Origin of the sequence: Enterobacter cloacae complex sp. I1M, assembly GCF_014982425.1 — a bacterium.
Taxonomy (GTDB): domain Bacteria; phylum Pseudomonadota; class Gammaproteobacteria; order Enterobacterales; family Enterobacteriaceae; genus Enterobacter; species Enterobacter intestinihominis.
On the sequence record NZ_JADCLG010000010.1, the window covers coordinates 103,563 to 129,665 of the forward strand.

At 58.3% G+C, this 26,103-nt stretch carries 24 protein-coding genes; 8 read left to right on the forward strand and 16 right to left on the reverse strand.

The window, feature by feature from the left end; all coding sequences use genetic code 11:
• Positions 1 to 9: 9 nt before the first annotated feature.
• The 12 genes from paaX to paaA form a co-directional block, all read right to left on the reverse strand.
• Positions 10 to 945: a phenylacetic acid degradation operon negative regulatory protein PaaX gene (gene paaX, locus INF86_RS05610; protein ID WP_032622213.1), complete on the reverse strand. Its 936-nt coding sequence runs from the start codon at positions 943 to 945 to the stop codon at positions 10 to 12.
• A gap of 122 nt (positions 946 to 1,067) precedes the next feature.
• Positions 1,068 to 2,384 carry a phenylacetate--CoA ligase PaaK gene (gene paaK, locus INF86_RS05615; RefSeq protein ID WP_193543307.1) on the reverse strand — a complete coding sequence of 439 codons (1,317 nt, stop codon included), beginning with the start codon at positions 2,382 to 2,384 and terminating at the stop codon, positions 1,068 to 1,070.
• A gap of 26 nt (positions 2,385 to 2,410) precedes the next feature.
• Complete coding sequence (gene pcaF / locus INF86_RS05620; protein WP_193543308.1) at positions 2,411 to 3,616, reverse strand: 3-oxoadipyl-CoA thiolase; 1,206 nt, start codon at positions 3,614 to 3,616, stop codon at positions 2,411 to 2,413.
• Positions 3,616 to 4,038 (reverse strand): hydroxyphenylacetyl-CoA thioesterase PaaI, encoded by a 423-nt coding sequence (paaI, locus tag INF86_RS05625; RefSeq protein ID WP_022648026.1) that lies wholly within the window; start codon positions 4,036 to 4,038, stop codon positions 3,616 to 3,618. Before paaI ends, pcaF begins: the two co-directional genes overlap by 1 nt.
• Positions 4,028 to 5,452, reverse strand: a complete 1,425-nt coding sequence (paaH, locus tag INF86_RS05630) for a 3-hydroxyacyl-CoA dehydrogenase PaaH (RefSeq protein WP_048965986.1) — start codon at positions 5,450 to 5,452, stop codon at positions 4,028 to 4,030. The genes paaI and paaH overlap by 11 nt, the downstream gene beginning before the upstream one ends.
• Before the next feature lies 1 nt (position 5,453).
• Positions 5,454 to 6,242, reverse strand: a complete 789-nt coding sequence (paaG, locus tag INF86_RS05635; protein WP_120773519.1) for a 2-(1,2-epoxy-1,2-dihydrophenyl)acetyl-CoA isomerase PaaG — start codon at positions 6,240 to 6,242, stop codon at positions 5,454 to 5,456.
• Entirely contained in the window at positions 6,242 to 7,009 is a 768-nt protein-coding gene (gene paaF, locus INF86_RS05640) for a 2,3-dehydroadipyl-CoA hydratase PaaF (protein ID WP_193543309.1), read from the reverse strand. Before paaF ends, paaG begins: the two co-directional genes overlap by 1 nt.
• Entirely contained in the window at positions 7,006 to 8,076 is a 1,071-nt protein-coding gene (paaE, locus tag INF86_RS05645) for a 1,2-phenylacetyl-CoA epoxidase subunit PaaE (RefSeq protein ID WP_063149991.1), read from the reverse strand. The genes paaF and paaE overlap by 4 nt, the downstream gene beginning before the upstream one ends.
• A gap of 7 nt (positions 8,077 to 8,083) precedes the next feature.
• Positions 8,084 to 8,581 carry a 1,2-phenylacetyl-CoA epoxidase subunit PaaD gene (gene paaD / locus INF86_RS05650; RefSeq protein ID WP_003857347.1) on the reverse strand — a complete coding sequence of 166 codons (498 nt, stop codon included), beginning with the start codon at positions 8,579 to 8,581 and terminating at the stop codon, positions 8,084 to 8,086.
• Positions 8,582 to 8,592: 11 nt separating this feature from the next.
• A complete protein-coding gene (paaC, locus tag INF86_RS05655; protein ID WP_193543310.1) occupies positions 8,593 to 9,339 on the reverse strand; it encodes a 1,2-phenylacetyl-CoA epoxidase subunit PaaC in 747 nt (248 codons plus the stop codon).
• A gap of 8 nt (positions 9,340 to 9,347) precedes the next feature.
• Positions 9,348 to 9,635: a 1,2-phenylacetyl-CoA epoxidase subunit PaaB gene (gene paaB, locus INF86_RS05660; protein ID WP_003857353.1), complete on the reverse strand. Its 288-nt coding sequence runs from the start codon at positions 9,633 to 9,635 to the stop codon at positions 9,348 to 9,350.
• A 12-nt stretch (positions 9,636 to 9,647) separates the two neighbouring features.
• On the reverse strand, positions 9,648 to 10,577 hold the full coding sequence (gene paaA, locus INF86_RS05665) for a 1,2-phenylacetyl-CoA epoxidase subunit PaaA (RefSeq protein ID WP_193543311.1): 930 nt from the start codon (positions 10,575 to 10,577) through the stop codon (positions 9,648 to 9,650).
• A gap of 285 nt (positions 10,578 to 10,862) precedes the next feature.
• Here paaA and paaZ point away from each other — a divergent pair, with 285 nt between their 5' ends.
• The 7 genes from paaZ to INF86_RS05700 all read left to right on the forward strand — a co-directional run bounded on the left by paaZ (position 10,863) and on the right by INF86_RS05700 (position 20,122).
• Positions 10,863 to 12,902 (forward strand): phenylacetic acid degradation bifunctional protein PaaZ, encoded by a 2,040-nt coding sequence (paaZ, locus tag INF86_RS05670; protein WP_193543312.1) that lies wholly within the window; start codon positions 10,863 to 10,865, stop codon positions 12,900 to 12,902.
• A 225-nt stretch (positions 12,903 to 13,127) separates the two neighbouring features.
• Positions 13,128 to 13,610, forward strand: coding sequence for an Hcp family type VI secretion system effector (locus INF86_RS05675; RefSeq protein WP_022648017.1), 483 nt, complete (start codon positions 13,128 to 13,130; stop codon positions 13,608 to 13,610).
• Between the two features lie 113 nt (positions 13,611 to 13,723).
• On the forward strand, positions 13,724 to 14,017 hold the full coding sequence (locus tag INF86_RS05680; RefSeq protein ID WP_223825170.1) for a polymorphic toxin type 44 domain-containing protein: 294 nt from the start codon (positions 13,724 to 13,726) through the stop codon (positions 14,015 to 14,017).
• On the forward strand, positions 13,995 to 14,390 hold the full coding sequence (locus INF86_RS05685; protein ID WP_126291041.1) for a hypothetical protein: 396 nt from the start codon (positions 13,995 to 13,997) through the stop codon (positions 14,388 to 14,390). The genes INF86_RS05680 and INF86_RS05685 overlap by 23 nt, the downstream gene beginning before the upstream one ends.
• A 159-nt stretch (positions 14,391 to 14,549) precedes the next feature.
• Positions 14,550 to 16,823 (forward strand): primary-amine oxidase, encoded by a 2,274-nt coding sequence (tynA, locus tag INF86_RS05690; RefSeq protein WP_126291043.1) that lies wholly within the window; start codon positions 14,550 to 14,552, stop codon positions 16,821 to 16,823.
• A gap of 166 nt (positions 16,824 to 16,989) precedes the next feature.
• The gene (locus INF86_RS05695; protein WP_048966596.1) at positions 16,990 to 18,963 is read left to right on the forward strand and encodes an alkyl/aryl-sulfatase; all 1,974 of its coding nucleotides are present in this window, start codon (positions 16,990 to 16,992) and stop codon (positions 18,961 to 18,963) included.
• Positions 18,964 to 19,015: 52 nt separating this feature from the next.
• Positions 19,016 to 20,122: a GGDEF domain-containing protein gene (locus INF86_RS05700; RefSeq protein ID WP_023300025.1), complete on the forward strand. Its 1,107-nt coding sequence runs from the start codon at positions 19,016 to 19,018 to the stop codon at positions 20,120 to 20,122.
• Between the two features lie 39 nt (positions 20,123 to 20,161).
• Here the strand turns inward: INF86_RS05700 and INF86_RS05705 are convergent, their stop codons facing one another.
• Entirely contained in the window at positions 20,162 to 21,661 is a 1,500-nt protein-coding gene (locus INF86_RS05705) for an aldehyde dehydrogenase family protein (protein ID WP_022648012.1), read from the reverse strand.
• Positions 21,662 to 21,902: 241 nt separating this feature from the next.
• Here INF86_RS05705 and feaR point away from each other — a divergent pair, with 241 nt between their 5' ends.
• Positions 21,903 to 22,811, forward strand: coding sequence for a transcriptional regulator FeaR (feaR, locus tag INF86_RS05710; RefSeq protein WP_023300024.1), 909 nt, complete (start codon positions 21,903 to 21,905; stop codon positions 22,809 to 22,811).
• Here feaR and INF86_RS05715 read toward each other — a convergent pair whose 3' ends face one another.
• The 3 genes from INF86_RS05715 to INF86_RS05725 are packed head-to-tail and all read right to left on the reverse strand — an operon-like array spanning position 22,812 to position 25,964.
• Positions 22,812 to 23,129 carry a YdbL family protein gene (locus INF86_RS05715; RefSeq protein ID WP_022648010.1) on the reverse strand — a complete coding sequence of 106 codons (318 nt, stop codon included), beginning with the start codon at positions 23,127 to 23,129 and terminating at the stop codon, positions 22,812 to 22,814.
• Between the two features lie 7 nt (positions 23,130 to 23,136).
• A complete protein-coding gene (locus INF86_RS05720) occupies positions 23,137 to 23,328 on the reverse strand; it encodes a YnbE family lipoprotein (protein WP_003857369.1) in 192 nt (63 codons plus the stop codon).
• Entirely contained in the window at positions 23,325 to 25,964 is a 2,640-nt protein-coding gene (locus tag INF86_RS05725) for a YdbH family protein (RefSeq protein WP_193543313.1), read from the reverse strand. The genes INF86_RS05720 and INF86_RS05725 overlap by 4 nt, the downstream gene beginning before the upstream one ends.
• Positions 25,965 to 26,103: the final 139 nt, after the last annotated feature.

Sequence of the window (26,103 nt, forward strand, 5' to 3'; positions counted from 1 at the left end):
ACCCTCTCCTTATGTGATATTCAGACCACCAAAACGCTGGTGATAAAGCGTGCCGGGCGCGGGCAGCTCGCCGACGGAGGTTTCCCCCTTCTCACTGACAAACGCCAGGGCTCCCGCTGCCACGCGCTGGTAGATGTTAATGCACAGCTGTCGCGCGCTCTGTCCCGCCCAGTGCGCCGGGAGTAACTCCTCCGGCAACAGCGGATCTTTCAGCACCACGCGACGATAAAAATGAATGAGTAACAGCTGGATCTGGAAGCAGCGTTCCGGGGTTAAATCCTCGGGCGACGCCTCTTTCAGCAGCGGCAGCAGCGGACGGAACGAGTTGATAAACGTTTCGTACATCGCGTTTTGTTCGGTCAGCTGCCAGCACTCTTCCACGCGGGATCGTAACGCCGCGCGTGACAAAGCCAGCGGCGAATGAGCTTCAAAGAAAATGACGTTTTCCGCCACGCCCGCGTCATGCAACAGAGACTGCACGTCCGCGAGGTTCTGCGACGGCGAGGCCATCAGGCTCGGCGCCAGCGTGCCGAACCCTTGCCAGATGAGCTGTTTTTTCACGTCCGCGAGCGTGGTTTTATCCAGCCCCTCGGAAAGCAGTAGCAGCCATTTACCATCCCATGCCGGCAGTTCTGCACGGTAGATTTTATTTTCCGCGCGTCGGGTCAAACGCAGCCCCTTGTCGCTGAGACGGTAAAAGCTGCGGCGGCCAATGCGGGACACGTCCAGCCAGCCCTCTTTGTTGAGGCGAAACAGCGCGGTGCGCACAAAGCGCTCCCCGAATCCCATCCCTTCCAGCAGGGCCGCCAGGCTGCCGAGCCAGATCTCTCCGCCGCGATGGGAAAGCGCGTCGCCATACAGCGAGGAGATAAGCGACGTTCCGCTGACGGGAACAGAGCTGACTGCGTGCTGGATAAAGGCATCAAGTTTATTCATGTGATTCATTCTGTTGTTATTTTTTTCCTGGATGAATCATAGCATACGAATCTGGGGTTTCCCCCTCACCCCAGCCCTCTCCCTCAAGGGAGAGGGGGCCGTCGATGCAGACATTATTTTGTGTAGATCCCTCATCCGTTAGCCGCAACCTTACGCAAATCAAACACCCGGCAGGCTTTACCCTCGGATCGCGGTATGCTTCCGCAGTTAACGATCATCACATCGGTTGAAATCCCCACCATCGATTTAATCCGATGACGCAGCTGATGGCAGACCTGACAACGCTGTTCATGCGTCAGCGTTAAGCTACTCTGTTTCAGCTCGACCTTCACCGAAAGTGAATCAAGATGCCCGCGGCGGTTCACCTCCAGCTGATAGTGCGGCGAAAGATGTTCGAACTTGACGATCTCCTCTTCCAGCTGTGACGGGAAGACGTTAACGCCGCGAATGATGAGCATGTCGTCGCTGCGCCCGCTGATGCGATCCATCCGGCGCATAGTGCGTGCGGTGCCCGGCAGCAGGCGCGTCAGGTCGCGGGTGCGGTAGCGGATCACCGGCAGCGCCTCTTTGGTCAGCGTGGTGAACAGCAGTTCGCCCTGCTCGCCGTCGGCCAGCGGTGAGCCGTCATTCGGGTTGACGATCTCCGGGTAGAAGTGATCTTCCCAGATGGTCGGACCGTCAGCGGTTTCAAGACACTCCATCGCCACGCCCGGCCCCATCACTTCGGAGAGACCATAGATATCCAGCGCGGTAATGCCCAGCCGTTTTTCAATTTCGCGGCGCATCGCCTGCGTCCACGGCTCGGCGCCAAACACGCCGACGCGCAGGGAACAGGCGCTGGCATCGCCGCCCATCTGACGCTCCAGCTCTTCAATGAGGTTCAGGCAGTAAGAGGGCGTCACCATGATCATATCCGGCTGGAAATCGCGGATCAGCTGCGCCTGCTTCTCCGTCTGGCCGCCGGACATCGGGATCACCGTCGCCCCCAGACGCTCTGCACCGTAGTGCGCCCCCAGCCCGCCGGTGAAGAGCCCGTAACCGTAGGCGACGTGAATTTTATCCTTCGCGCTGCCCCCGGCGGCGCGCAGGGAACGGGCGACGATATTGGCCCAGTTGTCGATATCATTCTGGGTATACCCCACCACGGTCGGCTTTCCGGTGGTGCCCGACGAGGCGTGAATACGCACCACCTGCTCCATCGGCACCGCAAAGGTATCGAACGGGTAGTTGTCGCGCAGATCCTGCTTGGTGGTGCACGGGAATTTTTGCAGGTCCGCCAGCTCGTTGAAATCGTCAGGGTGAACGCCCGCGGCATCAAACTTGCGTTTGTACATCGGAACGTTGTTGTAGGCGTGGTTCAGCGTCCACTTCAGGCGCGCGGTCTGCAACGCCTGCAATTCATCAATGGACGCGGTTTCGATCGGATCAAGCTTTTTTGTATTTATCATCGTAGGGTACTCACATTATTGTTCGCTCAAACACGCTCAAGGATCATGGCAATGCCCTGACCCACACCGATGCACATCGTACACAGCGCGTAGCGCCCGCCGCGTCGGTGCAATTCATTGCTCGCGGCCAGCGCCAGTCTGGCACCGCTCATTCCCAGCGGATGACCTAGCGCGATCGCTCCGCCGTTCGGGTTGACATGCTCCGCGTCATCCGGCAAGCCCAGCTGACGCAGCACCCCCAGCGCCTGTGCGGCGAAGGCTTCGTTAAGCTCAATGACGTCCATATCGGTGATACTGAGTCCGGCACGTTCCAGCACCTTACGGGTGGCGGGAACCGGGCCTAATCCCATCAGACGCGGCTCGACGCCCGCGGTCGACATGGCCACAATGCGGGTGCGCGGGGTTAACCCCTGGGCAAGCGCCATCGGCTCGCTGGCGATAATCAGCGCCGCCGCCCCGTCGTTGACGCCAGAGGCGTTCCCCGCCGTCACCACACCGTTCTTGCGAAACGGGGCTTTCAGCGCGGCAAGCTGTTCAAGGGTGGTTTCGGCGCGCGGATGCTCGTCTACGCTCACTTCCGTTACCGCGCCTTTTTTCCCCGTTACCTGTACCGGGATTATCTCATGCGCCAGAACGCCATTATGCTGCGCCAGCGCGGTGCGCTGCTGGCTGCGCAAGGCAAATGCGTCCTGATCGGCACGGCTTATATTTAACAATTCCGCTACATTCTCTGCCGTTTCCGGCATGCTGTCAGTTCCGTATTGCTGATGCATGAGCGGATTCACAAATCGCCAGCCGATGGTGGTGTCGAAGATCTCCGCCTGACGCTGAAACGCCGCGGTGGCTTTGCCCATCACGAACGGCGCACGGGACATGGATTCGACGCCACCGGCGATCAGCAGATCGCCATCCCCGGCCTTAATGGCGCGTGCCGCAAAGCCAAGGGCATCCAGACCGGAGCCGCACAGGCGGTTAATGGTGGTACCGGAAACGGTCTGAGGCAGCCCGGCCAGCAGCGACGACATGCGCGCTACGTTGCGGTTATCCTCTCCCGCCTGATTTGCGCAGCCGAAGATCACATCATCTATGCGCTCCAGATCGAGCTGCGGGTAACGCGCCAGCAGCGCACGCAGCGGAACGGCCCCTAAGTCATCGGCACGCAGGCTGGATAATCCTCCACCGTAGCGACCGACCGGGGTACGCACACCCTCACAAATAAATGCGTTACGCATCAGGCTTCTCCTGTCACACTGCCGCCGGTGCGGTGGGATTTCCCGCGAAAAAGAGCGACGGTTTTATGTTGTTGATTCTGAATTTCGATGTCGTAGACGCCGGTCAGTTTGCCCTGATGCTTCACCCGCGCGGTAGCGGTCAGCTTATCGCCAGCAAAGCCCGGACGCAGAAAATCGATGGCGCAGCCTGAGGCCACCGCCGCCAGCCCCTGACTGTTGCAGGCGTAGGCAAAGGCGGTATCGGCCAGCGAGAATAGCTGTCCGCCGTGGCAGGTTTTATGCCCGTTAAGCATCTGCGGGGTGATGGTCATGGTCACCACCGCGTAGCCCTCGCCCATCTCGATAATGTCCATCCCCATCGCCTGCGCGCAGGCGTCCCGTTCGTACATCGCGCGGGCGTTATGCCAGGCGTTATGACTCATAACTACTCTCCAGAAGCGCACGCTGGCGCAGCAGTGAACAGGGGCGATAACGTTCCTCGCCGTAGTGACGTTGCAGGTTCTCCAGCAGCGTTAACAGACGCTGCCAGCCAAGGCGCTCGCCCCAGGCGATGGGGCCGCAGGGATAGTTGACCCCTAAGCGCATGGCGGTATCGATGTCTTGCTCACTGGCGACCCCTTTTTGCAGGGCATCCAGCGCTTCGTTGGCAATCATCGCCACCGTGCGCCAGATCAGCAGGCCGGGGTAATCCGCAATCTGGACCACCCGTTTCTCCTGGTGCTGCAACCAGTAAATGGCTTTCTGCGTGGCGGCGTGCGGGTTGCCGGGCGCGGCGGCTATAACGGCCACATCCCGCTCGATGCGGTCGACCACCACCACCGGACAGCCGTGGCGCAGCGCCAGCGACTGCGCGGTTTCACCCTGCGTTTCGATCAACAACAGATCGTCAATTTCCGTGACACCGTCACTTCTTCGCTGTGCGCGCATCGGGCTGAAGCTGTGGCTGACCGGGGCGAGCCAGCTGACGGCGGGTTTGTCCTCCTGCCAGCGGTAAACGCCCTGCCCGCTTTTCTTACCCAGACGCCCCGCCAGCACCAGCTCCTGCTGCACCAGCGACGGCAAAAAACGACGCTCCTGCCAGAAGGCGTTAAATACGGAGCAGGTCACGGCAAAGTTGACGTCCTGACCAATCATGTCCGTCAGCTCAAGCGGCCCCATCGGGAAACCCCCGCCGTCTCGCAGGGCGGCGTCGATCACCTCGGGCGCTGCCACCTGCTCTTCCAGCGCGCGCCAGGCTTCCGAGTAGAAAGGACGCGCTACGCGGTTGACGATAAACCCCGGTGTGGACTGGCAGCGTACCGGCTGCTTTCCCCAGCTCAGCGCCAGCTCGCACAGCGCATCGGCCACTTCGGGTGAGGTCGCCAGCCCGCTGACCACCTCCACCAGCTTCATCACCGGGGCAGGATTGAAGAAGTGCAGCCCGGCGACGCGTTCAGGGTGGTTTATCTCCGCCGCAATCGCGGTAACGGAAATGGACGAGGTATTGCTGGCGAGTAGCGTCTGCGGCGGGCAAACCTCTGCCAGCTGGGTAAACAGCGCCTTTTTCACTTCAAGCCGCTCGGAGGCCGCCTCGATCACCAGATCGGCTTTCGCCAGAGCACCGATATTCGTCACCGGCGTCAGGCGGGCGAGGATCTGTTCCCCGGCGTCGGCAGAGAGTTTTCCGCGCGCAACGCGAGAGGACAGCCGCTGGCGAATGCCGTCGACGGCGCGGGAAATCGCCGCAGCGTCAATGTCGTACACCAGAACCGGATGACCGTGGCTGGCTGCCACTTCGGCAATCCCGGCGCCCATGGTGCCGCTGCCAATGACGGCGACCGTATGGATATTCACCATCTTATTTCCCCGTAAAGTTCGGCGCGCGTTTTGCCAGGAACGCGCTGACGCCTTCCCGGTAGTCGTCGCTGCGTCCGGCCAGACGTTGATAGTCGCGCTCCAGATCAAGCTGGGCGTCGAGGGTGTTGGTTTCGGCGGCGTTGATTGCCTGCTTGATCAAGCCCAGGCCATAGGTCGGCTGCGAGGCAAAATGCAGCGCCATCTGCTGTGCGGTGGCGGAGAGCTGCTCGTCGTCCACCACCTGCCAGATCATTCCCCAGGCCTGTGCCTGCTCGGCGCTGAGCTTGTCGCCCAGCAATGCCAGCCCCATGGCGCGGGCGCGTCCGGTCACGCGCGGCAGCAGCCAGGTTCCGCCGCAGTCCGGTACCAGCCCGAGCTTGCTGAAGGCCATCACAAAGCTGGCTGAACGGGCCGCAATCACCATGTCACAGCCGAGGGCCAGCGTGGCTCCTGCCCCCGCCGCCACGCCGTTAACCGCGCAAATCACCGGCTTCGGCAGTTTTGCCAGGCGGCGCACCAGCGGGTTGTAAAAAGTCTCAACGGACATGCCCAGATCCGGCGCAGGGCCGTTCGGGTCCACGTTACGGTCGTTGAGATCCTGCCCGGCGCAGAAACCGCGTCCTGCCCCGGTGATCAGCAGGCAGCGGATGGCGTCATCGCGCTCGGCCTGCTTCAGGCATTCGGAAAGCTGCTGGTGCATGACGTCGTTAAAGCTGTTCAGGCGCTCCGGGCGGTTCAGCGTAATGGTCATTACGCCCTGCTCAACATGGCTCAGAATAAATTCCACAATTAGCGTCCTTTAAAGTCTGGGGTGCGTTTTTGTAAAAAGGCGTAGATACCTTCCCGGCGATCGTCTGTGGCCGCGAGCAGCGCAAACAGCTGACGCTCCTGCGCCAGCCCGGCCTGAAGCGGCACTTCCTGCGACTGGCGAAGCGCCTGCTTCGCCGCCTGTAACGCCAGCGGCGAGTGGCGCGCCATCAGCCCCGCCTGCTTCAGGGCGTACTCCAGCGTCAGCGAGGCCGGGTAGACGTCGCTGACCAGCCCGGCGCTGTGCGCCTGAACCGCCGTGATGCTTTCGCCCGTCAGCACCATTTTGCTGGCCAGCGATTTGCCCACGCTACGGATCAGCCGCTGTGTGCCGCCTGCGCCCGGCATGATCCCGAGGGTGATTTCCGGCAGGCCAAAGCGGGCGTTATCACCGGCAATCACCACGTCGCAGAGCAGCGCCAGCTCACAGCCTGCCCCCAGCGCGTAGCCGTTCACGGCGGCAATCAGCGGTTTGGTGAAGGCGTTTATTCGCGCCCACAGCTGCGGGCGGATATCGTTCAGGGTTGCGGGCAGGTCTTTCTCCGCCATTTCGTTGAGATCGGCCCCGGCGGCAAAGCAGCGTTCGTTGCCGTAAATCACACAGACGGCGATCTCCGCATCCGCGGCGGCGGCTTCAAGCTGCTCCGCAATTTGCGTGAGCAGGGCATTGTTGAGCGCGTTGCGCGCCGCCGGACGGTTAAGCGTCAGCTGCAACACGCGGCCATGACGGGTGACAATCAGTTCGCTCATGCCATCCCCTTCGCATCAAAATCGACGATAACGTCAGCGGTTAACGGCAGCGCCTGACAGCTCAGCACATAGCCTGCGGCCAGCTCGTCCGGCTCCAGGCTGTAGTTGGTCGCCATGTCCACCTCCCCGCGAAGCACTTTGCATTTGCAGGTGGCGCACACGCCGCCCTTGCAGGCGTAAGGCAGATCCGCCCCCTGACGCAGGGCCGCGTCAAGAATGCTCTCGTCGTCCGCCGTCAGGGTGATCTCCCTGTCGCGCCCGTCCTGACGGACGGTGACCTTCTGCCCGTCGGCCTGCACGCTGACTGTCCGTTTAACGGGGGTTCCCGGCGTGTTAAAGCGTTCAAGATGGATCGCTTTTTCCGGCATACCCAGCGCTTTCAGCGCCGCCTCAGCCTCGTCCATCATCGCCGACGGGCCGCAGATGAAGGCTTCATCGTACTGGCGGAAATTCACCAGCGTTTTTGCCAGCGCCTGGAGCTTTTCCCCGTCAATACGGCCATGGAGCAGATCGCTGTCGAGCGTCTCCTGGCTGAAGATGGAGATCAGCTGCAAACGCTGCGGGTATTTATCTTTCAGGTCCGCCAGCGCCCGGCGGAACATCATGCTCTGGCTGCTGCGGTTACCGTAAATCAGGGTGAAGTGGCTGTGGGCTTCAGTGGCCAGCGTAGCGGACATAATCGCCAGCATCGGGGTGATCCCGGACCCGGCGGCAATCGCCAGATAGTGACCTTCGCGTTCGGCCTGCGGCTGGTAGCCAAAATGCCCCTGGGGAACCATCACCTCCAGCGCCATGCCCGGTTTGATTTCGTCCCGGGCATAGCGGGAAAAACGTCCGCCCTCGATGGCTTTGACCGCCACGCTGATCTCACCGCACGCGGTGCTCCGGCAGATGGAGTAGCAGCGGCGCAGTTCATCCCCGCCAGGACTGGCTTTCAGGGTCAAATGCTGACCGGGACGGAAGCGGTACGCCTCCTGTAACGCCTGCGGCACCGCGAAGGTAATGGTCACCGCGTCGCGGGTTTCAGGTTCCACTTTTGCCACTGTTAATGAATGAAACGTTGTCATGGCAGCCTCAAATACATTTGAAATAGTCGAAGGGCTCACGGCAGGTATTGCAGCGGTAGAGCGCTTTGCAGGCCGTGGAACCAAATTCACTGATGAGCGAGGTATCGGTGCTTGCACAGCGCGGGCAGCTCACCTCCGCGGGAACGTGGGCATGGCAGCTATGGCCGACAGGCGGGCTGATACCATATTCCCGCAGGCGCCTGCGGGCATCGTCGGTCATCCAGTCGGTGGTCCAGGCGGGCTCCAGTTGCAGCACAATATGTACCGGGGAAAAGCCGTTCCCGGTCAGAGTTTCGCGGATCGCCCCCAGCAGATGCTCCGTTGCCGGACAGCCCGAATAGGTTGGCGTGAAGCCTATAACCCAGCCTTCCCCCTGCGCCTTCACGCTGCGCACCATGCCTAAGTCGGTGATGGTCAGCACCGGCACTTCCGGGTCGGGGATCTGGCTTAACAGCGCCCAAATCTGCGGGATTTGGGCAGGCGCAATGTCGACGAGGCGTTGCATAGCGTTCTCCTTTACCACTGCTGGTCGGGGTAAACGCGCTGGAGATACTGCATCTCAGCCAGCATCGGTCCGAGGTGTTCAGTATGTAGCCCCTTCTTGCCGCCCGAGCGATACGCCGCTTCCTCGGGCACGCGGAGGGTAGCTTCCGCCAGCCCGGCAAACACTTCGCGCTCCCACGGTTCCCGCAGGGCGCGCGGATCAACCGCCACGTCGGTGTCAACCAGCGCCAGCTCGACGTCGTCGGCGTCGAACAATTCAGCCGTAAAGCGCCACAGGCTATCCACCGCCTGCTGCATTTTCTGTGAGGAGGTTTCTGTCCCGTCCCCCAGCCGCACCAGCCAGCCGCGGCTGAAGCGCAGGTGATAGCGCGCCTCTTTAATGGCTTTTGCCGCGATGGCGGCAAGCTGACTGTCGCTGCTGTGGATCAACCGTTCGTACAGCGCTACGTTCCACGCATCCATCAGATACTGACGGGCAATGGTGTCGGCGAAGCTGCCGTTTGGCTGTTCCACCAGCAGCAGATTGCGGAACTGACGCTCATCGCGGCCATAGGCCAGGGTGTCTTCATCACCCTTACCCTCCCGTTCAGCGGCGTAGGTCAGGAAATTGCGCGCCTGCCCGAGCAGATCAAGGCCGATATTGGCGAGCGCCAGGTCAATTTCCAGCTCCGGCGCATGGCCGCACCAGGCGCCCAGACGCTGTGAGAGCACCAGACCGTTGTCGCCCAGACGCAGGGCATAAGCAGATACGTTGTTCATCCCCAACCTCACATATGCTCAATGCCATCAGGGATGGTGTAAAACGTCGGATGGCGGTAGACCTTGCTTTCCGCCGGATCGAAAAACTCCCCGCTCTCTTCCGGCTGGGAAGCGACGATTTCACTCGCCTTCACCACCCAGATGGAACAGCCTTCGCTGCGGCGGGTATAGGCATCGCGCGCGTTTTCCAGCGCCATGCGGTCGTCGGCAGCGTGAAGGCTGCCCACATGGCGGTGCGACAGCCCCTGCTTCGAACGGACAAAAACTTCGTATAACGGCCAGTAAACATTGCTCATGGTTGATTCCTCTTATGCGGCCTGGCGGGCGCGTTGTTTTTCCGCGTGGGCCAGAGCGGCTTCACGCACCCATGCGCCGTCGTCCCAGGCTTTACGTTTTGCGGCCAGACGTTCGTGGTTGCAGATCCCGCGCCCGTTGATCACCTCGTCAAATTCGTGCCAGTCGATTTCGCCGAAGCGGTAGTGGCCGCTCTCTTCATCGAAACGCAGGTCGGGATCCGGCACGGTCATGCCGAGCATCTCCACCTGAGGCACCGTGTTGTCCACGAAGCGCTGGCGAAGCTCATCGTTGCCAAAGCGTTTGATCTTCCAGGCGAGACTGCGGGCGCTGTTTGGGGAGTTGTCGTCGTTGGGTCCGAACATCATCAGCGCGGGCCACCAGAAACGGTTGATGGCGTCCTGCAACATCTGCCGCTGTGCTTCGCTGCCCTGCGCCAGCGCCATACAGGCTTCAAAACCCTGACGCTGGTGGAAGCTCTCTTCTTTACAGATTTTCACCATCGCCCGGGCGTACGGGCCGTAAGACGTACGGCACAGCGCCACCTGGTTCACGATGGCCGCCCCGTCCACCAGCCAGCCAATGACGCCGATATCGGCCCAACTCAGGGTCGGATAGTTGAAGATGGAGGAGTATTTCATCTTGCCGTCGAGCATCTTTTGATAGATGTCCTCCCGGGCGCAGCCCAGCGTTTCCGCCGCGCTGTAGAGATACAGGCCGTGTCCGGCTTCGTCCTGAACCTTCGCCAGCAGAATGGCTTTCCGGCGCAGCGTCGGCGCGCGGGTGATCCAGTTTCCTTCCGGCAGCATGCCGACGATCTCAGAGTGGGCGTGCTGTCCAATCTGGCGGATCAGCGTCTTGCGATAGGCATCCGGCATCCAGTCCTGCGGCTCGATGGCCGTCTCCTGTCCGATGCGTTGCTCAAAGCGTTGTTCTTGCGTCACATAACCACCTTTGTGATTCGTTAAATCACCACAAACAGCAAAATGGTGAATCATTTGGTTTCTTAAAAGTTACACAAAGGTTAAATATAACCCCAAGAAGCGTTTGTTTATTTTGTGACGATGCTCGCAAGCCTTTTCATGAAAGGCCGATTATACAAGGCTTTCGGGTGGTCAGGCTAAGCAATAGAGATCACAACGTTAACAATTCATTAAAACTCAGCTTGCTTTTTATGATTCGCGATCAAACTATTTATAGTGAAATCACGAAACACCTGGAGAGAAGAAATGCAGCAGTTAGCCAGCTTCTTGTCCGGCACCTGGCAATCAGGCCGGGGCCGCGAGCGCACCATCACCCACGCCATCAGCGGGGAAACGCTATTTGAAGTCACCAGCGAAGGTCTGGATATGGCGGCCGCGCGCCGTTACGCCATTGAACACGGCGGAGAAGCGCTCCGCGCAATGAGCTTTATCGAGCGCGCCGCCATGCTGAAGGCGGTGGCCAAACATCTGCTGAGCCAGAAGGATCGGTTTTATGCCCTGTCAGCCCAGACCGGCGCGACGAAGGCCGACAGCTGGGTGGATATTGAAGGCGGTATCGGCACCCTCTTCACCTTCGCAAGTCTCGGCAGCCGTGAGCTGCCGGACGATACCCTGTGGCCGGAGGATGAGCTGATCCCGCTGTCGAAGGAAGGCGGCTTTGCGGCACGTCACGTGTTAACGTCGAAATCCGGCGTGGCGGTGCATATTAACGCGTTCAACTTCCCGTGCTGGGGGATGCTGGAAAAGCTCGCGCCCACCTGGCTTGCCGGGATGCCCGCCATCATCAAGCCCGCCACCGCCACCGCGCAGGTGACTCAGGCAATGGTGAAAGCGATCGTCGAGAGCGGACTGGTGCCGGACGGCGCCATCAGCCTGATCTGTGGTGGCGCGGGCGATCTGCTGAACCAGCTCGACAGCCAGGACGTGGTGACGTTTACCGGGTCGGCCAGCACCGGGCAGAGCCTGCGCGTACACCCGAATATCGTCGCGCATTCCATTCCGTTTACCATGGAAGCAGATTCCCTTAACTGCTGCGTGCTGGGTGAGGACGTGACGCCGGAGCAGCCGGAGTTTGCGCTGTTTATTCGCGAAGTGGTGCGCGAGATGACCGCCAAAGCCGGGCAAAAATGTACCGCCATCCGCCGCATCATCGTGCCGGAAGCGCAGGTTGAAGCCGTCAGCCAGGCGCTGATTGCGCGGCTGGAGAACGTGGTCGTCGGCGATCCGGCCCAGGAAGGGGTGAAGATGGGGGCTCTCGTCAACAGTGAGCAACGTGCTGACGTGCAGGAAAAAGTCGATCATCTGCTTGCCTCGGGCTGCCAGATCCGTCTGGGTGGTAAAGCCGATATGCAGGCGGCTGGCGCATTCTTCCCGCCCACCCTGCTGTTCTGCCCGCAGCCGGACGAAACTCCGGCCGTTCACGCCACCGAAGCCTTTGGCCCCGTCGCCACCCTGATGCCGTACCGCAACAGTGAACACGCCATGCAGCTGGCGCGGGCGGGCGGCGGCAGCCTGGCGGGAACGCTGGTCACGGCAGATTCAAACGTGGCGCGGCAATTTATTGCCGGTGCCGCGCGCGCCCACGGACGCATTCAGATCCTCAACCAGGAATCCTCGAAAGAATCCACCGGCCACGGTTCACCGCTGCCGCAGCTGGTGCACGGCGGCCCGGGACGTGCGGGCGGCGGCGAGGAGCTGGGCGGCCTGCGTGCGGTGAAGCACTATCTCCAGCGCACGGCCATTCAGGGCAGCCCGTCCATGCTCGCCGCCATCGGCAAACAGTGGGTCCGTGGCGCGGAGGTGCTGGAAGATCGCGTTCATCCGTTCCGTAAATACTTCGAGGAGTTACAGCCGGGCGACAGCCTGCTGACCCCGCGTCGTACCCTGACGGAAGCGGATATCGTGAATTTTGCCTGCCTGAGCGGGGATCATTTCTATGCCCATATGGACAAAATTGGCGCGGCGGAGTCGATTTTTGGCGAGCGCGTGGTACACGGTTATTTCCTGATTTCCGCCGCGGCGGGGCTGTTTGTCGATGCCGGGGTTGGGCCGGTCATTGCCAACTACGGCATGGAAAACCTGCGCTTTATCGAGCCGGTCAAGCCGGGCGATACCATTCAGGTGCGCCTGACCTGTAAACGTAAAACGCTGAAGAAACAGCGCACTGCCGAGGAAAAACCGACGGGCGTGGTGGAATGGGCGGTGGAGATCTTCAACCAGCATCAGCAGGCCGTGGCGCTTTACTCCATTCTGACGCTGGTGGCGCGCCAGCAGGGTGACTTTTAATCAAAGCAATGGCATTAACCTTGCTGCCTCGAGTGTTTGAGCGCATCAAAATAAACGGAAGGTAATACAGGGACTGGTTGGCTTTGATTAATCGAACCATCCAGTCTGCCTGGTTTGGATAAGTTACAACCGGAAACACTAAGCAAATTGACCGTATAGTTAGCATAGTTATTATTTATCTCCGGGAATATTCCCGCGTTAAATTACATGGATGATTAACAGACTATGGCAATTCCTGTTTACCTTTTCTTGACTGACGATGGTGGTACAAAAATTACAGGCTCGGTGGATGTTTGTTACCGTGAGGGAAGCATTGAAGTCACTGGCTTTACACACAATCTTCGCCTCCCAACCGATCCATTGACCGGGAAAATTACCAGTAAACGTAACCATGCCCCAGTCGTATTTCAAAAAGAAATCGATTCCTCCTCCCCTTACCTGATGAAAGCGGTTGCGACTGGCCAAACCCTTAAAACGGCCGAGTTCAGGTGGTATCGCATTAATGACGCCGGACAGGAAGTAGAATATTACAATATGCGTCTCGATAATATTCGCGTCGTTTCCGTTACGCCATTGATGCATGACATTAAAGACCCGACGAAAGAAAAACATAATCATCTTGAAGTCGTGGAACTACGCTATGATAAAATAACATGGACATATTGCGATGGTAATATACAGTTTGCAGACTGTTGGGCTGAGCGTTAAATATGCGAACTCCTTCCTATTCAACACCCTATAATATTGCATCCTTTGCACCACCTGGCGTGGACGTCGTTAGCCACATGATAATAGCGCGATTTCATGGTGGCCCCTCATTAATGACCTACATATGGTTTTATCAAATGGTCAGAAACCATGGTCCCTGGGATTATAAACAAGGCCGTGCAGAGTATGCCAATTTTGGCAATTTTCATTACGGTGCCGTTGGTGCGGCAGCAGGCATTCCTGAGGGAATTCTGCTCCGGGGGGCAGGCACTGCACAGATTCTTGCCGGGACAAGCGATCCTGCCGAATTTGCAAAATTCCAGAACAATAATAATTACGGTGATGATCCAGTCGATCAGTTATGGATAAGGGCAGGAATAGATTATGCGCGACGTTCGGGTTTTTAACTGGCGAGCTGGAATTATTATCTTTATTTTTCTCATATTCATTGCATACCCTTTCCGCGATCTTTTTACCGTGTATGAAAATTTGCAGGAAAAAATCAAGGTTAACGATCGTTTAACTCTTTACATCACCCAGGTTGAGACGGGCTCACTGTCTAAAAACAGGTATCATATTTATCTCTTTGATGCGAAAAAAAGTCCGGAAGAATTCATGTCTAATATTAAGAATATCAATCCAGTCATGATCACCGATGATGATAAAGCTTCAGTGGCAATTAAAAATGGAGACATTTATCTTCGCGTTCGCGGTACGGTTTATTCGTTCACAACGGTAGGTTTCGATGTCCGCATTCATCTCGACAGTTCACCTTACTGAAGCATACTTTCACTTTCACGGGGTGTGATGCACCCCCGGTCTTTTTTTAACCTGGCAAGACTGACAAACAACCTGGCAGATGCAGGCAAACGCTTTTCGCGCGCGCCTGTCAGGATAAGGCTGACACAACACAATAAACACAACAAGATGAGGTCTGCGATGGGAAGCAATTCTTCTTTTTCTGCCCGTAGAACGGCACTGGCCATGGCCGTTGCGCTCTGTTGCGCCTGGCAATCCCCTGTTTACGCTCACGGCAGCGAGGCGCATATGGTCCCGATGGACAAAACGCTTCAGGCGTTTGGCGCGGACGTGCAGTGGGATGATTACGCCCAGATGTTCACCATCGTTAAAGACGGTGCCTTTGTGAAGGTCAAACCCGGCGCCAACACCGCCATCGTTAACGGCAAACCGCTGACTCTCCAGGTGCCCGTGGTGATGAAGAACAATAAGGCCTATATCCCGGAGACTTTTATCAACGATGTCTTTCAGTCCGGTCTTGATCAGACATTCCAGGTTGAAAAACGCCCCCATCCGTTAAACGCGCTGACGGCTGATGAAATCAACCAGGCCGTAGCCATTGTGAAAGCCTCTGCGGATTTTAAACCCAATACCCGCTTTACCCAGATTGCGCTGGCGGAGCCAGAAAAAGCCAAAGTCTGGGACTTCGTGCTTAACGGCACGGCGGTGGATGCGCCCCGCCAGGCCAATATCATTATGCTTGACGGCAAACGCATCATCGAAAGCCGGGTGGATCTGAAGGACAAAAAGATCCTCCGCTGGGAGCCGATCAAAGACGCGCACGGCATGGTGCTGCTGGATGACTTCAATACCGTGCAGCAGATCATCAATGAAAGCCCGGAGTTTGCCGCCGTGCTGAAAAAGCGCGGCATTACCGATCCGAAGAAAGTGATCACCACCCCGCTTACCGTCGGCTTTTTTGACGGCAAGGATGGGCTGAAACAGGAAGACCGCCTGCTGAAAGTGATCAGCTATCTCGACGTGGGCGACGGTAACTACTGGGCGCACCCGATCGAAAACCTGGTTGCGGTGGTGGATCTCGAGCAGAAGAAAATCCAGAAGATTGAGGAGGGCCCGGTCGTGCCGGTGCCGCTCACCCCGCGTCCTTATGATGGCCGTGACCGCGTTGAAACGGTGGAAAAACCGCTGGAGATTATCGAGCCGGAAGGCAAGAACTACACCATTACCGGGGATATGGTGCACTGGCAGAACTGGGATTTTCATCTGAGCCTGGACTCGCGCGTCGGCCCGATGATCTCCACCGTGACCTATAACGACAACGGCAAAAAGCGACAGGTGATGTATCAGGGATCGCTCGGGGGCATGATTGTGCCGTACGGCGACCCGGATATCGGCTGGTACTTTAAGGCCTACCTGGACTCCGGTGATTACGGCATGGGTACCCTGACCTCCCCGCTGGTGCGCGGCAAGGATGTTCCGTCTAACGCCGTGATGCTCAACGAAACCATCCCGGACTATACCGGTGCGCCAATGGAGATCCCCCGGGCGATCGCCATTTTCGAGCGTTACGCCGGGCCGGAGTATAAGCATCAGGAGTTAGGTAAACCCAACGTCAGCACCGAGCGCCGCGAGCTGGTGGTGCGCTGGGTCAGCACCGTGGGTAACTACGATTATATCTTCGACTGGGTATTCCACGAAAACGGCACCATCGGCATTGATGCAGGGGCCACGGGCATTGAAGCGGTGAAAGGCGTGCAGACGAAAACCATGCATGATGCCACCGCGAAGGATGACACCCGATACGGTACGCTGATCGACCATAATATTGTCGGCACCACCCACCAGCACATCTACAACTTCCGTCTGGATATGGACGTGGACGGCATCAACAACAAGCTGGTGGCCATGGATCCGGACGTCAAACCGAACACCGCTGGCGGACCGCGCACCAGCACCATGCAGGTGAATCAGTATGATATTGATACTGAACAGCAGGCGGCGCAGAAGTTTGATCCGGGCACCATCCGCCTGCTGAGCAACACCAGCAAAGAGAACCGCATGGGCAACCCGGTCTCGTATCAGATCATCCCTTACGCGGGGGGCACACACCCGGTGGCGACGGGCGCGAAGTTTGCCCCGGACGAGTGGATTTATCACCGCCTGAGCTTTATGGATAAACAGCTGTGGGTGACGCGTTACCATCCCGACGAGATGTACCCGGAGGGAAAATACCCGAACCGTTCCACGCACGATACGGGCCTCGGCCAGTACAGCAAAGATAACGAGTCGCTGAACGACCAGGATAACGTCATCTGGATGACCACCGGCACCACCCATGTCGCCCGCGCCGAGGAGTGGCCGATAATGCCGACGGAATGGGTGCACACGTTACTCAAGCCGTGGAACTTCTTTGACGAGACGCCAACGCTCGGCAAGAAAAAAGAGCAGAAATAACACGTTGACCGGGCGCGATGCCCGGTTTTTCATTCGCTTTCTTGCTGAATACCACTCCCCGATTATAGTTAATGTTACTTCGCTTAATGCTTTTGCAACATCTGAAACATTTTGTAGATATCGAAGTGTCCATGAACAACGCTATACATAACCGAGAGGTTTTAGGATGAAAGTCAATGAGATAGCAAGAAGCCTTGCGCTGGCCGGTTTTTTCATTTCCGCCAGTTCAGCCTGGGCCGCAGAAGCCCCTAAGGATGCAACCGCAGCAACTCAGCAGGCCAACAACGCACTCTTCAACCAGCTTCCTTTCTCTGATAACACCGATTTTACCAATGCCCACAAAGGGTTTATCGCCCCGCTACCTCAGGAAATTATCAAAGGGGAGCAAGGCAACACCGTCTGGGATCCACAGCAGTACGCCTTTATCAAGGAAGGCGATAAAGCGCCCGATTCGGTTAACCCGAGCTTATGGCGTCAGTCCCAGCTGATTAACATCAGCGGCCTGTTTGAAGTCACCGAGGGCGTGTACCAGATCCGTAACCTCGACCTGTCAAACATGACCATTATTGAAGGCAAAGAAGGTATTACCGTGGTCGACCCGCTGGTGTCGGCGGAGACGGCCAAAGTCGGGATGGATCTTTACTATAAAAATCGCGGCAAGAAACCTGTCGTCGCTGTTATTTACACCCACAGCCACGTTGACCACTATGGCGGCGTGCGCGGCGTGGTGGACGAAGCCGACGTGAAGTCCGGCAAGGTTAAAGTCTACGCGCCAGCCGGATTTATGGAGGCCGCCGTCGCGGAAAATATCATGGCGGGTAACGTCATGAGCCGCCGCGCCAGCTATATGTACGGCAACCTGCTGAAGCCGGATGCGAAAGGCCAGGTGGGTGCGGGTCTCGGCACCACCACCTCCGCCGGGACGGTGACCCTGATTGCCCCGACCAATATCATCGAGAAAGATGGTCAGAAAGAGGTGATCGATGGCCTGACCTATGATTTTATGCTCGCGCCGGGCTCCGAAGCGCCTTCTGAGATGCTCTGGTATATCGAAGAGAAAAAGCTGATCGAATCTGCGGAAGATGTTACCCATACCCTGCACAACACCTACTCCCTGCGCGGTGCGAAAATTCGTGAACCGCTGCCATGGTCGAAATACATCAACCAGGCAATTGTACGCTGGGGTGATAAGGCCGAAGTTATCATGGCGCAGCACCACTGGCCGACCTGGGGCAACGAGAATGTGGTTAACCTGCTGAAAAGCCAGCGCGACCTCTACCGCTACATCAACGACCAGACCCTGCGCATGGCGAATGAAGGGCTGACGCGTGACGAGATCGCCGCCAACTTCAAGCTGCCGAACTCCCTGGCCAATACCTGGGCCAACCGAGGCTATTACGGTTCAGTCAGTCATGACGTCAAAGCCACCTACGTGCTCTATTTAGGCTGGTTTGACGGCAACCCCGCGACCCTGGATGAACTGCCGCCTGAAGAAGCCGCGAAGAAATTTGTGGAGTATATGGGAGGCGCGGATGCCATCCTGAGTAAAGCTAAAACCGATTTTGACCAGGGCAACTATCGCTGGGTGGCTCAGGTGGTCAGCAAAGTGGTATTCGCCGATCCAAACAACCAGGCCGCACGTAACCTTGAAGCGGATGCCCTGGAGCAGTTGGGTTATCAGGCTGAATCCGGCCCATGGCGTAACTTCTACCTGACCGGCGCGCAGGAGTTGCGTAACGGCGTGGTGAAAGGTCCGACCCCGAATACCGCCAGCCCGGATACCGTGCGCGCAATGACGCCAGAAATGTTCTTTGACTATCTGGCGGTGCATATCAACGGTGAAAAAGCAGCGGATGCAAAATCGGTGTTTAACATCGACCTCGGCAGCGACGGCGGCAAATACAAGCTGGAGCTGGAAAATGGCGTGCTGAACCACACGGCGAACGCCGAAGCGAAGGATGCTGACGCGACCGTGACCCTCAACCGCGATACGCTGAATAAAATCATCCTGAAAGAAGTGACGCTTAAACAGGCTCAGGATAATGGCGATATCAAAGTGACGGGCGATGCCGCAAAACTCGATGCCATGCTCGGTTACATGGATAAATTTGAATTCTGGTTTAACATTGTGACCCCGTAAAGGCATGCACTCGCGGGCGGTCTTTCCGCCCGCCACAGGGACATTCTCTCTCATGGAAAAAAGACACAACGCCACTCCGGAGCCCGCGACCTGGCCGACCCGTAACGCCATGGTTGTTCACGGGCTGGCCATGAACCTGCCGTGGCTCGCCTTCGTCAACGCGAGCTTTGCGCTAATGATCCTGCTGCGCAATTCCCTGTTCGGCCAAATTGATACCCTCTTACACGTCAGCCCACCTCTCACACAGATGATTGACGCTTCCATGCTGGGGGTAGTCATCCTTTCCGTGGCGTTGGTAATAATGGCCTGGCGCCACATCCGCGGCGTCAGCGCCGTGCTGTTAATGTGTAGCCTGCTATGGTCGATAAGTTGTTACTGGTTTATCAACGTGATACAGCTTCCTCATCCCTGGCCGATATTTGTTACCCTGCTGATGGCCGGTATGACCGCGCTCTATTTTCATCCGGTGGGACTGGTGTGCTTTATCGCGCCGCTGTGGATCACCATGCCCGTTGCCAGCATGCTGCTGAATCAGGAGATGAACCTTCGCTTTGCCGGGCTGTGGGTGGTGTTCACGTTCATTCTCGTTTGCGGACGCTACATCCTCTTAAGCTGGTTTGAAGAGGCCTGGCGTCGCAACCAGCAGAATCAGCGTTTAATTTCGCGGCTGGATGCGCTGGCCCATCAGGATCCGCTGACGAAAACGGCCAACCGCAGGGCGATGGAGCTGGTGCTGGAAAACGCGGTGGAGCAAGGCAAACGCTTCACGGTCCTGATGCTGGATGTGGACTACTTCAAACTGTATAACGACACCTATGGTCACCAGGCGGGAGACGCGTGTCTCGCGCGGGTCGCGGAGGTGCTGAACACCTCGGTGCGCACGCCAGAGGATGTGGTTTCGCGCTACGGTGGTGAGGAGTTCGTCGTGATCCTCTTTGACTGTGAAGAAAGCGTTGCGGAGAAAGTCGCCGCGCGGATCCAGGCTGGCCTTCGCACCGCAGCCATTGCGCACAGCGCGTCGAAGGTGAGTGAATGTGTGACGGTGAGTATGGGCATTGCCGGCTATACCCCAGGACTGGCCGGCCCGGAAATCATCGCCCGCGCCGATGCGGCGTTGTATCGGGCGAAGGAGTCCGGGCGGGATAGGTGGTCGCGTTAAATAATGCCGGGTGGCGGCTATGCCTTACCCGGCGTTTTATTAATACCGCACACACACCGACTTGGTTTCACACCAGCCATCCAGCCAGTCGGGGCCGAAATCGCGCCCGGTGCCAGACTGCTTCATGCCGCCGAACGGCAGGTTGGCATCTATCAGCGTGTGGCTGTTCACCCACACGGTTCCGGCCTGTAGCCTGTCGGTGTACTCCAGCGCTTTACTGATGTTCTGCGTCCAGACGCTGGCCGTTAAGCCGTATTCAGTGTCGTTCGCCAGCTGAAGCGCCTCTTCCCCGTCAGCTACACGGACCAGATTCACCACCGGCCCGAAGACCTCTTCACGCGTCAGTCGCAGATGATTATCCGGGTTGACCACCAGCGTTGGCGAAACGTAATAGCCTTTGCCGTCTGGCCCCCGGTTCCCGGCGATCAGCTCCGCATTGTGCGCCTTCGCCTCATCCAGAAACGCCTGGACCTTATCGCAGTGGGCGCGCGACACCAGCGGGTTGATAAACGCATCCGGCGACATGCCCGGCCCGACGCTCAGGGATTTCACGGCCTGTTCAAAGCCGCTGACCAGCGTGTCGAACAGCGGAGCTTCAATATATATACGTGAACTGGCCGCGCAGACCTGCCCCTGATTCAGGAAGCTGCCGGTCATCAGCCCTTCAATCACCCACGCCGGATCGGCATCTTTCAGCACGATGGCCGGGTTTTTGCCGCCCAGTTCCAGCGTCACGCCCGTTAGCGTATCCGCCGCCGCGCGGGCAATCTGCTTGCCCGTCGCCGTCGAACCGGTAAAGCTCACTTTGGCAATGCGCGGGTGCGAGGTCAGTGCCGCGCCACAGACGGCGCCACTGCCGGTCACCACGTTGAATACGCCATCCGGGATCCCCGCCTCGCTCGCCAGTTCCGCCACCCGTAACAGGGTGAGCGGCGTGGTTTCCGAGGGTTTGATCACGATGGAGCAACCTGCCGCCAGCGCGGGCATCACTTTCCACATGCCAATCATCAGCGGGAAGTTCCATGGCACAATCCCCGCCACGACCCCAACCGGCTCTTTACGCGTCCACGCCTGATAACGCGCGCCCTGCGGCAGTGGAATCGAGAGATCGAGGGTTTTACCGGCAATTTTGGTGGTCAGCCCTGCCGTGTAGCGCATCCAGTTCAGGGTGCAGCCCACCTCGAAGGCGCGGGAAATGTTAATCGATTTCCCCTGCTCCAGGGTTTCGAGCTGTGCCAGTTCTTCGCCATGCTGTTCCACCAGATCCGCAAACCGCAGCAGGATGCGTTCCCGCTCTGCCGGAAGCCGCCCGGCCCAGCTTCGGGCGACAAAGGCGCGCCAGCCAGACATCACCGCACGATCGACATCATCAACGCTGGCATCGGCGGTGGAGGCAATGACCTCTCCGGTCGCCGGGTTGTAGACGTTCAGACGCTTTTCGCTATCGGATGCCGCCTGACGCCCTTCGATCCACAGGCCGTGCTGGCGATCTAAAAACTGCTGCACGCCAGGCAGGACGGCGACGTGTGATTCGGACATAGGATACTCCTTCGTTATGCTTCGCAGGGTGTGTATGCAGTCTAAGAGGGGATTCGCATTCCTGCTTTTGTCTGTGTGACATTCGCTTTGCCAGCTGTGACAGGCTCCGCAAATCGTGATAATTCCCGCTTATATCGCTGTAACCGTTGAGTGTTCTTTCCTATAGTCAGCCTCGTAGCCCTGACAATATGCAACATAAATGCAACAATGCGAAAACAGTGACGGTGCAGCGAGAAAATCAATGGCATGTGCAAGCGAACAGGACAATTTTCAGCAGTGGCTGGCGCAAATTAACCAGGTTTGTGGGCGCTTTGCGGCACGTCCGTTAGAGGGGGCGTTTCTCGGCGAACTGGAAACCAGCTACACCCAAAGTCTGAAGCTGAGCACGGTGACCGCCGCAGGCGTTAACCTGTTTCGCACCCGTCAGGAGATCAAAAACGGCAACGATGCCTGGTTCTACACCGTGTTTCAGCTGGAAGGCAGCGCCGGAATCGAACAGGACGACCAGCGCGCGCTGCTGAAAGCCGGGGATATCACGCTGATTGATGCCTCCCGCCCGTGCTCCATTTACTGGCAGGAGCGTTCCCGCCAGATTTCTCTGTTGCTCCCGCGACAAATCATTGAGCAACACGCGCGTTTTCAGGAAGTGAGGTGCGCGTTGCCCCTCTCCCGCAGTCTGCCTACCGTACAGCTGAGCTACCGACTGTTACAGGAGAGCATGGGCAATGCCGATCTCAGCGCCAGTGAAAGCGAAGCGGCGCTGGAGGCGATGGTGTGTCTGCTGCGTCCGGCCTTCCAGCAGCATGACGAGGTGCTGCCGCGCAAGGAGCGTCAGTTCCGCCACGTTCTGTCCCTGATTGACGATCATATTCAGTCGGAGGCGTTAAGACCGGAGTGGATAGCCTCAGAGAGCGGCATGTCCGTGCGTAGCTTGTACCGCATGTTTGCCGGGAAAGGGCTGGTGGTGGCGCAGTATATTAAGAACCGTCGCCTCGATTTATGCGCTCAGGCGCTGCGTTCCATCGGCGATGACGAAAAGCTGGCGGGCATTGGCTACAGCTGGGGCTTTACCGACCATAGCCATTTTTCCACCGCCTTTAAGCAGCGTTTCGGGGTTTCGCCGGGCGAATACCGTAAGCGTTACCGCTAGTTACTTTTTCAGCCATTTGCCGTTAATCCCCTTCACGTACTCACCCGGCTGCGCGCGGGCCACCAGCTTTTGCCCCGCCATTTTCGCCACCTCGTCGACGGGCAAATTATTGCTGTCAGCAAGCTGCTGGTAACTTTCCGTGCGTGCGGCGTTGATACGGTTCACCAGCGCCAGGGTTTCAGCGTCGTGCTGAACGGGCGCAAGATAGCCGCTCAGGGTTTCCCCTACGCGCCCCTGGGTGCGCGCATCGTTGAGCGTAAGCGTGGCGGCGTGAACGTTCATCCCCAGCGCCAGTAACATCAGAGCTAATCGTTTCATGGCATCCTCAGAACAGATCGCTGCGGGATTTCAGCAGGGCTTCGACGTCTTTATCCACCTTGATATGGATTTCATGCTCGATTTTCACGTTCATGTTGATGGTGATCGGCTCTTTGGGCGCCGCCACTTCAATGCGCGGCGTGCAGCCTGACAGCAGCGCGACGACGGCCACGGTGAGTACACCAGCCCTCTTTTTCATTGTTGTTCCTCACTTTCCTTGCCTGTCGAACCGCGGAGAAGGGGTATCGCCGCATGTTGCTCAAACCATGTTTGCAGATTGTCCCCAAAGCGCAGGCTGCGCCAGAGGGTAAAAATGTTCTCTTCATGGGTGTAATTCAGGTTAACGAAACTGCTTTTGCCCTCGACGCGGCTGGTGCCTTTAATGGCCGCCTGCATGGTTAACACACCCAGATTATCCACATTGAGTTTTGTCCACGACTGCGAAATTTCCATATAGCGGAGCCAGTTGATCGCCGCCCCGGCAACCACGTTGTCTTTCACAATGGCATCCGCCGTGTCCTGGTCGATGCGCAGCGTCATCGGCCCCGGGTTGGTCAGCCAGCCATCTTTAATGATCCATTTCTCATTGTCCAGCCAGAACGGCAGCGCGCCGCTCACCGGGCCGGACATGGCAAACTGCTTCGGATTTACCGCGCTTATCAGTTCGCTGGAGGAAATATTATCCACGCGCAGTAAAGCCGGATCGTGCTGCGGCATTCTCAACTGCTGCATGGTGATTTTCCCGCCGAGCGCTTCCACCTTCACGTTGGTGAGCAGGAGCGGGTTCGCTTCGGTCCAGGGATAATCGCCCTGAAGATCCGCGGTGAGATTTCGGGCTGTGACCAGGTTTTTCACCTCGTCGATTCGTAACGTTACCGGTCCGCGCGTGCCCAGTGACCAGGTGCCCTGGCTTAAGCGGAACGGCAGAACAAAATCAACGCCGTTGATTTCGTTATCCGGCATCCACGCGCTGCCCGCTTTCAGCACGCCGTGCCCCCCGGCCTCAAACCCCTGGTCGGGGGCCGCCGAGAAAGCCACCTGCGCGTACATTTCGCCGCCGCGCAGGGTCATTTTCCAGTCTGGCGGGATCAGCGGCTGGAACACCGTAAGAGACTGTTTTGGCCACCAGGCCTGACCGCGGAGGCGTTCGCCGTCCCAGCGTCCATTCACCTGGACCGGGCCGATGTCATCCGCATGAAGGTTCCCTTTAAACTGGAACACCGTCGGGTCTGTCCCGTCAACGCTGAAGGTCAAAACGGACGGCGGCAGCACGCTTCCGCCTGAAAAGCTTGTTTGCCCGGCATTGAGCGCGAGCGCGCCGCTAAAGGTGGGGTTATCCGGGTCCCGCGACCAGCGCACCGGGTGATCCAGCACCAGGCGCGGTTTGCTGACCAGCATCGTGCCGTACTGCAATTTGTCGAACCCCGTGGAAAGATCGGTCAGTTCGATAACGTTGTCGCGCCACTCCCCGGTTCCCCGGACATCCCAGCGCGCGTTCATCGGCGTGAAGTTCCCTTTACCCCAGTAGCGCCACTGCCACAAACCGTTGTCCGGTAAAAAGTCGTTAGCCTGGCCGTCCAGATGCAGCTCAAAATTGCCCATCTCGTTTTCATGCGCCCGCAGAATGGCTTGCAGGCGGCCGTCCACGCCCTTTTGCGTGAGCTTCACGCCCGCCAGCGGCCAGCGGATCTCATCGATATCCAGCGAGTCAATGATGCGTCCGCGCGAGCGCAATAGTGCGCCGGGTTCAAACGTAAGCTGCGGATCGTAAAGGCTGCCGGTCAGCTTCGCCGGGAGTCTGGCATACAGGATCAGATCGTTTTGCTTGGCTTCCCCGCTCAGGTGCAGCGGCATAGCGCTGTTTTCCATACTGAGCGAGCCGGGACCGATATTCAGCACCGCGTTGCCCTTACCCGCATCTCCCTGGGTCAGCACGTTGAGCCGCCCCGTGAAGGTGGCTTTTTCCAGCCCCTGCTGCCAGTTATCCACCTTCAGGCCGATGCGACCGCTCATCGGCATACCGGAGGCTGACCAGTTCCAGCGCCCGTCGCTGATGGTCAACTGCTGAGCGGTGATCTGCCACGGTAAATCGAGCAGCGGATCGGGGTTGTCCCGCGCCATAACCACCAGCTGGCCCTGATTATCCTCCCAGTCCAGATCGGCATCGACCAACGAGGATAACTGTGGCACGTTAAAGGTCGCGACCGTATGCCCTTTCACCGGTACGCCGTCCGGCATCAGCGGCAGGGTAAATTCACCGACCAGCTTCACGGGCTGCGACTGGTCCGGCAGCTGCACATCGAACTGGCTGAAGGAGAGCGTCTGGCCGCGCAACTGCCCCTTAATGCTCACCTGCTCGCCTTTATAGGTGATGTCCTGGCGGGCTGGCGTGAGTGAGGCATGCAGCTCACCCTCCCACTGCTGCCAGGGAGAAAGGGTAAAACGGTGGATGGTCAGCCAGGTGTTGGGCAGGATGGCCTGCCACTGCGCCAGCGTTTTCGGCGCCACCGTAGACGGCGCCGATTGCGGTAATTTGCTCAGGCAGACAGAGTTAAGTTCAAGTGCGCCAATATCCAGATCCCAGCGGCTGGGGTGTGACAGGGTCACGTTTTCCACGCGGGCAATTTCGCACTCTTCTACCAGATAACGGAGATCGGGGATGATCAGGGCGTGGCGCGTGAGCCGTGGGCTTTTTTCAAACGCGATGCGTGTTCCAACGGGAAGCCAGATCCCGGCGAGCGTGGGCACCCACTGGGCGAGCGTCATCAGCAGCGTCAGCGGCACAAGAAATAGCAGCAGTAATAGCGCGATTGCGGCTTTGTATTTACCCTTCATGGGCAGTTAATATCCTGATTTTGCGAAATAAATAAGCCGTTCTTGCCGCTCATTGTCGCATGTTTAGCCAGTCAGTTGAAGGTAATGCCATTTTTAAGAGTAGATGCTCTACAATAATTCATAGAACTTATTGATTTCA